Origin of the sequence: uncultured Nitrospira sp. (genome assembly GCA_902500695.1) — a bacterium.
In the GTDB taxonomy this organism is placed as follows: Bacteria; Nitrospirota; Nitrospiria; order Nitrospirales; family UBA8639; genus Nitrospira_E.
Genome location: CABVRQ010000067.1, coordinates 1 through 14,193, shown reverse-complemented (window position 1 = coordinate 14,193; position 14,193 = coordinate 1). Strand labels below are relative to the sequence as shown.

The window sequence follows — 14,193 nt, the reverse complement described above, 5'->3', positions numbered from 1 at the left end:
ATGGGGAAGAGTGCCGGGGGAATCATTCTCCTCCAACGCATACCGGCGTAATGTCTCAATGAGTTGAGGGGAAACAAGGCTGCCATATAGGCCAAGCTGCTCTCGCAAGGCGCGGCGGATGGTGGGGCGCTGTTCAACCGCTAACATTTCCAGGGCCTCTTCCTGCGTCACCTTATTCACCGTAAGGGTCGTGGCAGGAGGGGGCGAAAAGGCCCGCCGGAGCCTAGAGGACAATTCCCGATACCAGGTGGCCATGGTCGTTTTCAGAATAAAAGGAATGGCATAAAACCATCCCATCGCTTCAACCATGACATAGGGCGTGATCACATTTTCTTTGAGGTCGTAAAGCAACTGATGGCCGGTCTGAAGGAACCGTTTACCAGCCAAATGTTTTTCGGCCTCCAGGCTTTGATAGGCCCGGGGAACTTCTCGCACGATATGTTTCGGTTTGAGCAGGACGGGGCATTGATCAGTTTCATGGTGGCTGCCGAACGGGCGGAAGCGGAACGGGATGGCAAAAAATCCGGCAAAGCCCAAGGTTTCATATCCGCCGATTTCTTCCAAATGGCGGCGAAACCCTTCGGAACGGACATCGATACAAAAAATAGCTTGTGTCAGAGGACGAACCTCGGCAACCGAGCCTTGTCCGAGATCGGTGGCACTGAATGATTTCCTGACGTTGGGCTTGAGTGTCTCCAATAGGGTTTTTCGATATCCTGCCTCAAAGGCTTGTAACCAAATCGGGCCATGCCGCGTTTCCGGAAAATCGTCTAGCCAGCTTAGGAGCACGTGTAATTCCGCGGAGGCGCCGTCAATCATGGCCTGCACAGGTATCTGAAGCATGTCAGCTAATCTCAGGAGTCGCCAGGCCTGCGATTGACATTTTTTGTGTTCATCTTCAACCCCGAGGCGGGTGTGGTAGCGGTCCGCGAGCATCCGCCATGCGGCATCCCGGTCTCGTGGGCTTCCGTACCGAAGACGATCGACTTGCCCCTTATACTCCGGAGTGAGACTTCCGGTGACACGAGCCTGTCGAAGACTGTAGACGTGTGGCTGCTCGCGCATGAAGGTCACCAGGGCGGGATAGTCTCCGGTGATATTCAACTCTGCCCGGGAGGCCTCCCTGACTAACTCTCCCTCATAAAACAGCCGGATAGCGAGATATTTGACCAGGCTCACGGGGTACATTTCCTGCCACTCATAGCCAGCCTCTTCCGCTCGCCATTTGATAAACCCTGTCCATCCCGGCATGGTCCCCAGATGAAGCGAGAGATAGTCCACCCATAAGGCTTTCGGGATGCCAAGGATTTCCAAATACATCAAGAGGCTGTCTTCCGGCCGTTCCGGCAATGCCTGGATTTTGTGTGTACAGTTTGGAATGCCTAGAAAGGCACCACTGAAATCGTGCCGGGCAAGTTGTTTCCAGGCAGAGTAAAGGGAGAGGTCGCGGGCGGGCATCGTCCATGCGGCATGATCTTCATCAACAAAGGCCCCGCACCATTTAATGAGTTCCTCATTGATTTGCTCGGTGATCCGGGTTCCCAACACACGATCACACCACGCGCTGACAGTCACGTCACGTCCGAGGCCCTGAATATCAGATTCGGCAGCCGCCTGCACTTGTGCCTGATCATGGGATGAAGAGAGTATGGTTCGCAATCGGTCTGTGAGAGAAGCCAGGGCGGCATCCTCTGAAGAGGGATCCCATGCCCCCGGCTGATCCATATGGTTGGGAGCCGTGAGGCCCTGTACCAGATGGGCTCGGAGCACCTCAAGATGAGTAATACGCGTATTTCCCACCAAGACCGTTTTGTCATGAGTGAACGGCTGCAGGGCGGCATCCACCTCCTCGATACGAATTCGACCGGTTCGGAAATAGTCACGAAACACCTCGTTGGGAAGGTAGGGACGGCCACCCAGGAACCGCTGGCCCTGCTGAACGGCTTCCTCAAATTCCAGATACTCCAACCCATGGAGAAGATTGTGGTGAATAAAGGTCCGCATGGGCCAATAATACGCAATCACCTCGCCGGCGAGATTGACCAGCGAGCGCATTTCCATGCGCTGAGCTTCGCTATACGGGCGGGCCGTTACCGTTTCCATATCACATCCTGTGAAATCTCAAAAGATAGGTGACCAGTTGACACTGCCGGATCGGCAGCCCCAAACCACTGAGATGGAGCCATGCCGAGCATGACCAGAAGAGCCAATAAGAGAATGAGAGAAACTCTTTCGTCAATATGGAGATCGTGGGCGGCCTTGAATGATGGAGGCTGGCGGCCGAATAAGACTTGTTGCATCAGCCGGGGGAAATACCAGGAGGCCATCAACCATGTCAGAAGAATGATCACGAGGGGCCACGCCCCGCTGAAAGAGAAGCCCAACATCATCTCCATGAATGCCGAAAAGAGGGTAAAGATCGGAAGGCCCACGGCGGCGGTAATGAACAGCACGAAGAGCGTGGAAAACCGCGGCATGATGTGCGCCAATCCGTGAGAGATCGTCAAATCCAGATGGCCAAAGCGCGTTCGTATGTGTTGATTCGCGACGAGCAGTCCGCAGATGACCAGGCTTAGCCCACCTAAATAGACCACGGCCCCCGGAGCCATCGAGTGCGTGACTGCCACATACCACCATAAGATAGAACCCAGGGCCATATGGGCATACGCTAACAGGATGTCCATCGAATCCTGACTCAAGGCGAGTAAGGATCCGTACAGGGCACTGACTATGGCGACCATCCAAAGAAGATTCAAGACGCCTTCCGGTATAAAGGGAAGAAGAGTGTTGATGCCGTGGAATCCGAGACTCGGCAAGAGCACGGCCAAAAACGAAGGAAGCGTGCCTGGCAAACAGCTGACAGAGGCCACAAATGCTCCCTGAACGGGCAGGAGTGGCCACATCATGGCCAAGGGAATAAGCAGCGTTATGATCTGGAGGTGATCAGAAGTCAGGAAGGAAGTCAGGAGTGAAAAAAGGCCAAACGCTAACAGGCCGATGGCTTTCCACGGGGTTTCCAGATTCATTGGTCGGTGCCGCATGAAAGCCAGGATTAATAAGCCGAAAATCCCGCATAGAAATATTGAGCCTGCATGGCCCTGACCCGCCACAACGCCTAACCCTATTCCCGCAAACAGAAGGGTCAAACTCAATGAGATCGACGTATCTTTGTCGATGTGATGACCGAGAATCGTTAAAAATCCTGCAGCCAGAATCAGGTGCATCAAGAAGTGCGAGATGCTCAAGGGCGCTTGCGCCATCCAGGAAGGGACGGTCACGACCAACCACGTGAGTGCCAAAACGACCAGCGCCAGGATTTTAAATGCCTGCGGTTTTGACCACAGGATCGTTCCAAGAGCGGCCCCCAGCAAAGGGAGAGCCACCGCAACAAGCATTTGTCCCGACCCCCATTCCATCACTGCTTCCATCCCCCGAGACTATGGTCAAGACGTTGCGCGAAGCGGATGATGCCTTTTCCTGCCCAACTGTAAAATTGATCCACATAGAGCCGGTTCATGAACAAGACATAGAATTGGGGCCTCAGGGAGGCAACCCACTCCTGGAAAAGATTTCGTTGCCCGCGAATATTGGTATAGAGGTGAGCCCAGCCCAACACAATCATTGCGGCGATCACCAATACCAACCCGTCAAATAATTGGGCGGGAAGAGCCGCGACCTGGAAGTACGCATGCGCGACCCCTGGTTCGGGATACAAAAAGTACGTGAACGTCTCCGCGACCCATAAATAGGTGAAAATGACCAGCAATAAGGTCAGCAACATGACCCCTGACCCTTTCCATGACGCGGCGTTGAGGCGATATAAACTAAACATGGCTTGAGAGGCCGTGACCCAGGCAAAGAACAAAAAAATGACTGCGCCCTGTGCATCCTTAAGGGGAATGGCCAATATGCCATGGGCGATTAACAGGATGATCAATGGCAGAAGCAGGGTCACGCCGACGCCGGTAATCCATGTGGCGCGGGAAAAGGATACGGCTTCTTCCATGCGATCGGCAGCAGGCCGCTTGGGTTCGTGTCGCGATGCCTGGATCACATGCCCGGCATTCAAAAATAATGTGGCTTTAAACACGCCATGAGCGATGAGGTGGAAGATGGCAAGTGCAAAGGCGCCTAATCCGCATTCCATCACCATGTAGCCCATTTGGGCCATAGTCGAAAATCCCAAGGTTTTTTTGATGTCATTTTGAATCAGCATCATCCCGGCTCCGAGAACTACGGTGAGGGCACCGATTGCGAACACCACGTGCAAGGTGGTGGGAGACAATCCATATAACGGAGCCAGGCGGTTCAGCAAAAATCCCCCGGCATTCACGATCCCGGCATGCATGAGCGCGGAGACGGGGGTGGGGGTGTCCATGGTATCCGGCAGCCAGACATGCAACGGGAACTGAGCGGATTTGGCCATGGCACCGACAAAAATTAAGAGTGTAATCGCCGTGACGGCGCTGATGACCGGCTGGCCCCCAGGCCAAAGAGGGAGCAGGATCTCGGCCTCCGCGGCGCGGGCAAAAAGTTGCGAAAATTCCAGAGTTCCGAAAAGAGCATAGGTCAGAAGAATACCGGCCAAAAACATCACATCTCCCACCCGATGCACGATCAAGGTTTTAAAGGCGAAGCGAACGGCAGGGGGATGCCCAAAGTTGTAGGCGAGCAACAGATACAGCATCCAACTTAATAATTGCCAAAACACAAAGAGCATGAACAGATTAGCGCTGGAAACCAACGAGAGGATGACAAACGTTATCAGGCCCAGGAGTGCATAAAACCGGGCATAGCCTTGTTCGCCTTGCAGATAATTGATGGAATAGAGATGGATGATGGTGCTGACTCCGGTTATGAGCACCATCATGACTGCACTCAGCCGATCGATATACAGACTGAAGGACAACCAGTCATGTGGCCCAGTAGAGGCAGCCTGAAAGCCGACGCGAACCGGTCCTCCGGAACTCACCGCATAGAGCAGCCAGAGGGACCCGAGACACGCAGTCACCAGAGCAGGAACGCCCACCTGGTGACTCCTGTTTCCCAAATGCCGTCCGAAAAGGCCGATGAGGAGGCCCGAGGCCAGAGGCAATAGAGGAACAAGGATCGTCAAGAAGGTTGTCATGAGTGGGTCTCCGAGAGATGGTGTCGCCGATGAAAAACAATGTTCATGGGGAAATAGCGTTTAGACAGAACGGTCATCCTCACGCCGCACGCCCGTTCAGTCCCGACCGTTTGAATGCGGCGTCATGTTTCGATTTGTGGGCCATCATATCCTGTCAAAGTGTTCGTGTCGACAAACCGGCTATTCACATCCAGGAAAATTATGAGTCATGGTTTCATTGACACATTTACCTCATAAGGAGAAGGCATCTCAATAGATGTTCAGTAAAAAAGCGCGGTATTCATGCCGGAGTCTGCAATGGCCCGGATAGCTTTTGGATTAGCTCCTTGGCCGGATGCGCTATCAGAGAATTTCTCTCCTGAGAATCCGCATCCATCATGCCCTGAAGGAGACACTCGGCTTGTTTAAATGATTGATCCGGATTTTCCCCTATCAGAAGGAAATGCCCCATTTTGCGTCCTGGCGCGGGTTGTGTTTTTCCATAGAGGTGAAGCCGGACCTGCGGATGAGCCAGGAGGTGTTCCCATCGTGGCGGCCCGTTCCGCCAAAGATCTCCAAGCAAATTTACCATGACGACGGGGTGCATGAGGGAGGCATCCCCCAAGGGCAATCCGCAAATGGCGCGGAGATGTTGTTCAAATTGCGACGTCACGCAGGCACCAAACGTGAAATGTCCACTGTTATGAGGCCGCGGAGCGATCTCATTGATAAGCACGGTGTCATCCTCAAGAAGAAACAATTCCACGGCCATGACTCCGCAGTAGTCAAGAGCCTCTGCCAGGGAAACGGCAAGCTCCTCCGCGTGTTGCCGGACCGCGTCGTCCACCCGGGCCGGCACGCATGTGGTATGCAGGATATTCTGCCGATGGGCATTTTCGGCAAGAGGATACAGTTGGATATCCCCGTGCAGACTGCGCGCCAGCACTACCGATAGTTCCATCTTGAAAGGCACGATAGCTTCAAGGACCGCCGGGACCTCACTTAATTCCCGCCAGGCTTCATTCAGATGATCCATGTCGGCGACCCGGATTTGCCCCTTCCCGTCATATCCTGAGCGGCGCTTCTTTAAAATAGCCGGGAATGCCACTTGTTGAGCCGCTGTCATCAAGGTGAGGTGATCTTTGACCGAGGCAAATGGAGTTTGTGGAAAGCTGTGATTTTGAAGAAATTCTCGTTGAATCAGTCGATCCTGGATGAAAGCGAGCACGCAAGAGGATGGACGGGTAGCTTTGCCGGTTTCAATGTCGGCAAGAAGCATCCAAGGCACCAGTTCGGTCTCAATGGTCACCACATCAACCTGCGCGACAAAGTCCATCACGCGTTGAGGGTTCGTCAGTTCTGATTGCACAAAAAAATCCGCCACCTGGGCGGCCGGACAATTCTCAACTGGATCTACCACGCCAATCCGATACCCCATCCGGCGGCCTTCCATGGCCAGCATGCGACCAAGCTGGCCTCCGCCCAATATCCCGATTGTTCCACCAGGAAGGATGACATTCATTTAAGTTTCTCCAGTACAGGGGTCTGTTGTCTCTCATAATAGGCCTTGAGTCGTTGGCCGATGTCCTGATCGGATAATGCAAGAATGGCCGCCGCTTGCAAGGCGGCATTAACAGCCCCATCCTCGCCGATCGGGTGGGTGGCCACCGGAATTCCTTTGGGCATTTGAACAATGGATAAGAGCGAATCAAAGCCCTGCAGCGCTCGAGATCGCACCGGTACTCCCAGAACAGGAAGAATCGTTTTTGCTGCCGCCATACCCGGCAAATGGGCGGCTCCGCCTGCACCGGCAATGAGCACGTGAATGCCTCTGCTTTTGGCCGATCCGACATACTCAAAGAGAAAGTCCGGCGTGCGATGAGCTGACACAATACGGCATTCATGGGAAACGGCCAATTCCGTGAGAATCAGGCTCGCGTGACGCATGGTCTCCCAATCACTGCTGCTTCCCATGATGATCGCCACGAGTGGATTGGAATTGTCAGATTCAATATTCATCGACTATGTTGCCTCCCAAGAAATATTCCCACTTTAAGAGCATCCACCCGGAAAACATTCGTCTGTTTCATGAACAGATCTTGAGTTGACAGTCCAGGGTGATGAATTCTGAAGCCTCCGGCTATGAGCCTGAGTCTTTATTCCTGCTCAAGCTCCGCCCGTATTTGCCGCAAGGCGCTCATCTCAGTACGCCTTACTGTACCCAGCCTCACCATTATAATTCCATAAATTCTGCACCGCCGACAACCACCAACTGTTCCAGGAATGTGGTCATATCGGTATCCTGGATAGCCTTTGTCGCCATAAACCGGCATCGATACCATTTCATCAGCAGCAGGTCCGGGCTCACAGACCCCCGCCACACTTTTGTCCCCCGGCTGGAAATGAATTCGCATATGAACCGGCCAAATTCCCTTGGTCCTTAGCAATTCATCGTTTCATGCCGCTGCGTTATTGAGAATTTGTTCCTTTGATGGAAGGGGGTATACAGATTCACGCACGGGTGTATGAGAAGTTTCCCTGTGTCCGGCCACAGCCTCGATCAGGTGACGGAATCGATCATTATACAGGATCACCCTGTCTTGGAAGATGACGACAAGCCCATCGGAGATTCCATTAGTCAGCCATCCAAGTAAATCCGTGGACAAAAAAGGTTGTGAACACACCTTCCCTTTCTCTGCAGGTAACGCGTCTTTGGAACGGGGATCATTCTTTATGCTTAAGAAATCTTTCAAACACTCACTGAATGATTCTGGGCCAGTGCACCTTCATGTGGTCTGACAGAATAGCAGCGATGTTTACTCTAGCCCACTCATCCTCCTACTTCATAGCCGGAATTTTTGCACTTTTGATTATCCTGCAGCGCCTCCCTGGTCCGGGACCAATAGGCCCAGCGATGGGATTCTTATTCTGATGAATAAGGAATCTGGCGAGATTCTTTGCGTGCGGTGATTGGTGAGGCGCTGTCTTGGGGCCGGTGAGTTTTTTTAGCTTTCAGTGTAAGCTCTGAACGGAGAATTCTCAGGAATTTTCTATATATGTCGCTCCGGCTAATCTTCGTCCCATCTTTTCTGCCTACCGGGCGGACCAGTTCGTAATCGGCTCCGCGGCACTCCTCCTCTTCCAGTTTTACCGCCTCGAGCGACACACCGTTCAAACGCTGGGAGATGGTTCTGGCGTGAGGCAGCCTGCAGGCGCTGGAAGAGTGCTAGAACTTCGGGGACCTTCGTCTGCTGCAGAAAGCGGTCATACATCGCGATATTGTCGTGTTCCCCTTGAATGCCGGCCCGACAGGCTTCGAGCACAGACGAAGGAGGCTCAAGCTTTTCTTCCCAGTTATCTTTGGGCAACGGAATGCCAAAGTGGGCACACAGTATTTCGAGCGCCCGTGAGTGGGTTTCCTCCGCTTCCACGATATGGATGAACGGCCTTACCTCGCCGAACTTTTTGATGACGAGCCGATAGCGCGCGCGCGACTTATATTCATCAATCAGCGCTTCCAAGATCATCGCTTTGGTGTTGTTGTCAAGCATCCGAAACACCTCCCATCTTTTAGCCGGCCGGGGAGACTCACAACCGACCTACAGAAGACACAGTGATTTCCTCATAACTGCCATGATGCTTGAAACATGCCGGCGATATCCGCAGCTCGATGTGCGTATCCCAAGAATCCTGATGAACAGCGAGGCGATTGAAGAAAGACTCAACCGCCATTTTATGTTGGGCCGATCCTCTTCACGCTATCTATTTGTTCCTGGTCAAGAACTGTAGATATTTGCCACTTCCTTGCTGAAATCTTTGTCGCCAAATGGGCCATCGGTCTGGGGAACAAAAATGGTGCCTGACACCAAAGGCTTTTTATGAAAGGAATTTTCCATGATGGCATCGAACTTGAAAACGCAATAAGAAAACATAATGGGGAACACGAAACACAAAAGAGCTGATCGAGGTTTACCCTGTAAGCACTTCCAGAACCTAAATGAAAAATAGGGGTTCTTGGGTTCACTGAAAGGGAAATTCATGAACGACCAGAACATGGCAGAGGGAGAACGTTGGTCAGTGATTTTGGCAGGAGGAGAAGGAGAGCGGACGCGTCCGTTCATTGAACAGTGGCTGGGATATCATAAGCCCAAACAGTATTGTTCGTTTGTGGGGAACCGTTCCATGTTGCAACATACCTGGGATCGTGCGGACCACCTGACACATCCAGAACACAAAGTGACGGTCATTGCTCAGCATCATTTTCGAGAAGTGTTGGCTCAGTCGAAGAATCGATCGTGCGGGCAGGTAATTGGACAGCCTCGGAACTGTGATACGGCGGCAGGGATCTTCCTTCCCCTAACCTACATTCGGTCCCAAAGCCCTCATGCGACGGTGGTTCTGTATCCGGCAGACCATTTTGTGTTCCCCGAAAACCGTTTTATGGACACGGTTGAGAAGGCTATTCAGGCGACCACCATCTTTCAAGACCGAATTATGCTCCTCGGTGTCCGGCCCACGTCCCTTGAGCTTGAGTATGGGTGGATCGAACCAGGAGGACCGTTGGGATCGAGTGGCGGACTATGCGTAAGACGGGTGCATGCCTTTCTCGAAAAGCCAAACGTTACTCAGGGTTTAGCTGCTCAGGCCAATGGAGCGTTCTGGAATACCTTTATTTTGGCCGCTAAAGTGGAGGCATTGTGGAGATTGGGGTGGAAATGTATGCCCGAGATCATGGAGCGGTTTGAACAATTGGGAAATGTTATCGGTACCCCTCAGGAAAGTCGGATTCTTCGTGAAATCTATCATGATATGCCGCAGCGGAACTTTTCATCTGATCTGTTAGCCTGTGCCCCCGAATCTGTTGGGGTGCTAGAACTCCAAGACGTCCTGTGGAGCGACTGGGGTCAGCCCGAACGTATCGCTGAGTCTATTCGAGCCATAGGAAAAACACCGGCGTTTGGATCGGAATGCGTGGAATCGCGCCGTGCACGCGGTGAGAAACATTTGATGGAGGTCTCATGATGCGACCGACACGACAGACAGGGAGCCGTGAAGAAGGAAACAATACCATTTCCGCCTCGGGCTCAAGAAAGAACGTTGTGATTAATAAGAGAGGTTCCACGTCCCCCAGGACAGTCAAATCAGATAACCACACTGTCGATTGCGCTGAGTCTTCCAAACAGGGTGCATCAGGGGTGGAGAATCTCAGTGATAGGATTGCGATACGAGCACATGAACTTTACGAACAGCGAGGAGGCTGCCATGGGGAAGATCAAGCTGACTGGTTTGAAGCCGAACGTCAGATCTTGTCGACAACATGAGACAGCTTGAGCATTCAAAAGATTAGTTCTCATGTATGGGCTTGTGGAAAATGACAAGGTGTAAAACCGAAAATCCAAACGTCTCCGTTTGGGGACATGGATAATGGTCCACATTGATCAAGGAGGTTGCCATGTTGAATGTTATTCGAATTTTTGGGTTGGCGAGTGTATTGAGTGTTGTGATGATGGGGGGAATGTCTGTGCCGGCGATGAGCGCGGGTTCCGGCCCGGCAGATGGCTATGATCTTCATGTCCAGGCTCCTCATCTTATGGCAAATGGAGAGATTGGTGGTCCCTTTCACCATTTCTGTAAGGGAATTTCAGACATTATCTTTCAGTGCCTCTTGTTTGAGACGACCGATCCCAATGCTCCACTCGTCGCGGTGGAATATTTCGTGGCCAAGAAGGCCTCCCGTACACTTCCGCTGATCCAATGGCACCGATACTTCCATGATCACCAGGAGGAAATTGACACCGGTCGGTTGTTTATCCTGGATGTCGACGATGAGAGCAAGATAAAAGAAATTGCGGAAGCTGCCGGTAAAACAGACGGGGTTATTTATCACCTGTGGCAAAAAGGGCAGAAGTTTCCGGACGGAACCGTGACCTTCCCGCAATCGATTGGTGTGCAATTTCCTCAACCGAACTAATTGGCAATGAGCTGACGGGGGATCTAAACAATGCCCCGGGTTTTCTGGATGTGGATACCAAATTAAAAAGGTAGGCTTGCCTACCTCAAGACCGATTGTGAGGGGAATAGTGAGTCAACCAGTCTATTATTTGAGAGGTATGGGAAATGAATACGCGACAATTTAGCATATTAGTCATGACGACTCTCCTCGCCGGGGTTGTGGGTGGGGCTTTGTCTAACCTTGTTTTCATGAATGCCGGAGTATCGGCAGAGGAATCCGAGGAGCCGAAGAAAGTTGTCACGGCGGAGGAATTCCGCCTCGTGACGAAGGATGGCCATCCTCGGGCCACGCTGCTTCTATGGAATGGTGAGCTACCCGCATTAACTCTCGCTGATGAAACTTGCAGTAACCGTGTATTCCTTGGGGTGTTTAATGAGGCACAGCCGGCTTTGATTCTCAACGACAAGGGCTGTAAGCAACGAGCAGCCTTGGATCTGCAACCGGATGGGTTGCCTTCCCTCACTCTCAGAGACAAGGACGACGTTCCGCGCGCGCGGCTTCGTATCTTGTTGGATGGCAGCCCCGTCCTGAATCTTTTCGACAAGAACGGTCAGGTGGCTTGGTCACCGCCACTAGCCCCCTCCAAGCCCTAGTGTTCGGTCGGAAAATGGAATTCTAAAAGGTGATAGGGAGAAAGTTGATCATCAAATTTGAAAACCATCTTTCAATAATTCGAATCATGGAACATCCCAATCAACAGAATTGTGTGAGTTTTACTTGCGATATTCATTTATTAAATACATCCATAGAAATTAAAGGAGAACAGATAGATGAGCAAAGAAATATTTCACCATACTGCTAAAATGAAATGGGAAAAACTTCAAGAGTTTCCAGGACCGGCAGAAGTCAAGATTGTTCGCGAAGACCCGTCGCTTGGGGCAAAGACCATGCTTGTTCGCATTCCTGCCGGTGCCCGGATTACGCCCCATAGCCACCGTGGCATCGTTCAGCATTTTGTGCTTGAGGGACAATACGAGGCGGACGGGACGTTATGTGAACCGGGCAGTTATCGGATGATGCCGGAGCATTGTAATGTCTCTCCTATTACAACCAAAGAAGGAGTGACCATCCTCATGATCTATGATCCGGTTTCCAAGTAAACCTGCTGTATCCCGTAGCTTGGCTACGGGGTAACTATTGGGAACGCTTGATAGGTGATACGAGTATTTTTCAGGAGAGGCTTTGTTGACAGCTTCGGTTGGTGTTGAGGTCTCGTTAAGTGAAGTTGAGGCTTCTTCTGCGGGGAAGGCAAGAAAGTGGATATATCATGCTCTTATCCTGGTAGATGAGACTCCGATTCCATTGTGGAATTTTATGAAGAATGGGTAATGCTTGCTGTCGTTCAATTGATATTGAATTTTTACATTTTAATTTGAGGAGGTTATATGGCTCTTGAAGGCGTTCCAGCCACAGGATTCAAAACTGTCGGACAGATCGTGCCAACCAATGATTTGAAATTCGGGCGGAAATTGAATGCCCTGGCCGCGGCAATCGAGTTACTTTCTCATCATACCCCGGGGGGGCCGGTCGTAGACGAAAAAGACCATTTTATCGGCTTTATCAGTGAATTTGATATTCTACGTGCTTTGGAAGCGGGAAAAGACCTGAACAAGGTGACGGTCGAAGCCGTGATGAAAAAAGATCATATTGCAATTGCTGATACGACATCGATCAAAGATGCCGTGCATCTCATGGAAGAAAAGCGATTGTTGAGTCTGCCCGTAGAGCGAAACGGGGAGGTGATGTATACCGTGACGAGGCATGATCTTTTGAGGGCCTGGATTGGATTAGGGTTGGGAATTGAAGATGGGAATGATTAGATAGAGACTTCCGGAACGGGTTCTTCAATGGAGATAGCGAAAGTCATCAACAAGACGGACATAGTCATGGAGGACGGAACCTTAGTCATGTCCACAAAACCCCTGGAATATCAGGGCTTTCTTGAAAAGCGTGGAAAGTGAGGTATTCCGGCCTTCGTCAGGCAATGAGGTGTGGGGCATGAATTCTGAACCAACAGCTATGTCACTTTACGAGTGTTTGGGCCTTCGGATCCGAGTGAGTGGGAACTTCTGGTGCCTGATGGAACCTTAATTAAGGGTTGGCATCTCAAGTGGGTGGGGCGTGACCATTCGCGGAGATACTCGCTTCATGTGACCTTTGATCGATTTAATTGTGTCAATGCGGAAGGTCAAAAGGTAGACGTGCATCTGAGTTGGCCTCCCTCTCAGATGCCGGAGAAAGAATCACCCCTGTCGAGTGCTCGTACACATCGGCTAGCACAGAAGTGATGAGGAAATTGAGCCGAGGGAAGAAGGGAGGGTAGAGAAGAGTCACATAGGGTATTGATGAGGACATGAGCTCCAAATAATGGAGCTGAGCCGTGCCGGAACTCTCCTGTTAGGATGAGAAAGGGAAGGTGATGTAGTTATCGTATATGCCTAAGCGGATTGATGAACGCCTGGATAAAGGCGAGCGAGGCAAAATATTTTTTTCAATCTTCACGACATTCTTCCGATCTGTCATTCTTTAATTCCCTTTAAAGTAGATAAATCTAGGCATCAAGGGTTTTTCACGGGGGCATTGGAAGGTATATTTTTCTAGGCTTTGTAGAAGGAGGATGGAGAGGGTAGTTTGCTGGTATTTCGTGGGAAGGCAAAGATATTGAAATTTGAGAATAATGTAGTGATTTTAGCCAGCCATTCAAAAAATGTTCAAGGTGTGTTTAGAAAAAAAAGAGAGAAATCATTTTGAAGTAAGTAACCCTTTAAGCAGGAGGGATATTTATGCGTGCAATAGGATATGTGTTGATAGGAGTGTTGGGTGGGATGGGAATGATGAGCCTTATCCAGGAGGGAGGACCAAGTCCCACTCCTATGTTGGCACCGGTGAGTTATGCGATGACGTCTCCGGACCAGACTTCCGAAATGGAAGACTTGAAGCCCTGGACAGGTGAAGATCTATTAGAGATGGCGTAGCTCTATGACCAACAGGCCGATGAGCTTCAAGGTGAGGCGGTGAGGTTGGAACAGCGAGCCATAAGCCTTGCAGAAAAGCCTTATATGGATCCCAAGGG

Annotated in this window: 13 protein-coding genes; 6 read left to right on the top strand and 7 right to left on the bottom strand. The window is 51.3% G+C overall.

Annotated elements, in window-relative coordinates:
- The 7 genes from AAH187_RS14815 to AAH187_RS14785 form a co-directional block, all read right to left on the bottom strand.
- Positions 1–2,103: putative inorganic carbon transporter subunit DabA (locus tag AAH187_RS14815; protein WP_342349244.1), on the bottom strand; the 2,103-nt coding region annotated here is incomplete at its 3' end.
- Positions 2,091–3,416, bottom strand: coding sequence for a proton-conducting transporter membrane subunit (locus AAH187_RS14810; protein ID WP_342349243.1), 1,326 nt, complete (start codon positions 3,414–3,416; stop codon positions 2,091–2,093). The genes AAH187_RS14810 and AAH187_RS14815, both read right to left, overlap by 13 nt.
- Positions 3,416–5,128, bottom strand: a complete 1,713-nt coding sequence (locus tag AAH187_RS14805) for a proton-conducting transporter membrane subunit (protein WP_342349242.1) — start codon at positions 5,126–5,128, stop codon at positions 3,416–3,418. Before AAH187_RS14805 ends, AAH187_RS14810 begins: the two co-directional genes overlap by 1 nt.
- A 280-nt stretch (positions 5,129–5,408) precedes the next feature.
- Positions 5,409–6,629: a 5-(carboxyamino)imidazole ribonucleotide synthase gene (locus tag AAH187_RS14800; RefSeq protein ID WP_342349241.1), complete on the bottom strand. Its 1,221-nt coding sequence runs from the start codon at positions 6,627–6,629 to the stop codon at positions 5,409–5,411.
- Positions 6,626–7,126 (bottom strand): 5-(carboxyamino)imidazole ribonucleotide mutase, encoded by a 501-nt coding sequence (purE, locus tag AAH187_RS14795; protein WP_342349240.1) that lies wholly within the window; start codon positions 7,124–7,126, stop codon positions 6,626–6,628. Before purE ends, AAH187_RS14800 begins: the two co-directional genes overlap by 4 nt.
- Before the next feature lie 214 nt (positions 7,127–7,340).
- Positions 7,341–7,475 (bottom strand): hypothetical protein, encoded by a 135-nt coding sequence (locus AAH187_RS14790; RefSeq protein ID WP_342349239.1) that lies wholly within the window; start codon positions 7,473–7,475, stop codon positions 7,341–7,343.
- 700 nt (positions 7,476–8,175) lie between these two features.
- Positions 8,176–8,658, bottom strand: coding sequence for a hypothetical protein (locus AAH187_RS14785; RefSeq protein ID WP_342349238.1), 483 nt, complete (start codon positions 8,656–8,658; stop codon positions 8,176–8,178).
- A gap of 487 nt (positions 8,659–9,145) precedes the next feature.
- Here AAH187_RS14785 and AAH187_RS14780 point away from each other — a divergent pair, with 487 nt between their 5' ends.
- From AAH187_RS14780 to AAH187_RS14755, 6 genes are all read left to right on the top strand, one after another.
- Positions 9,146–10,129, top strand: coding sequence for a sugar phosphate nucleotidyltransferase (locus tag AAH187_RS14780; protein WP_342349237.1), 984 nt, complete (start codon positions 9,146–9,148; stop codon positions 10,127–10,129).
- 430 nt (positions 10,130–10,559) lie between these two features.
- The gene (locus AAH187_RS14775) at positions 10,560–11,078 is read left to right on the top strand and encodes a DUF1264 domain-containing protein (RefSeq protein ID WP_342349236.1); all 519 of its coding nucleotides are present in this window, start codon (positions 10,560–10,562) and stop codon (positions 11,076–11,078) included.
- Between the two features lie 146 nt (positions 11,079–11,224).
- Positions 11,225–11,713: a hypothetical protein gene (locus AAH187_RS14770; RefSeq protein ID WP_342349235.1), complete on the top strand. Its 489-nt coding sequence runs from the start codon at positions 11,225–11,227 to the stop codon at positions 11,711–11,713.
- A 177-nt stretch (positions 11,714–11,890) separates the two neighbouring features.
- Positions 11,891–12,220: a cupin domain-containing protein gene (locus tag AAH187_RS14765; RefSeq protein WP_342349234.1), complete on the top strand. Its 330-nt coding sequence runs from the start codon at positions 11,891–11,893 to the stop codon at positions 12,218–12,220.
- Between the two features lie 285 nt (positions 12,221–12,505).
- Positions 12,506–12,940, top strand: a complete 435-nt coding sequence (locus tag AAH187_RS14760; RefSeq protein WP_342349233.1) for a CBS domain-containing protein — start codon at positions 12,506–12,508, stop codon at positions 12,938–12,940.
- Between the two features lie 963 nt (positions 12,941–13,903).
- Entirely contained in the window at positions 13,904–14,095 is a 192-nt protein-coding gene (locus AAH187_RS14755; protein WP_342349232.1) for a hypothetical protein, read from the top strand.
- Positions 14,096–14,193 lie beyond the last annotated feature (98 nt).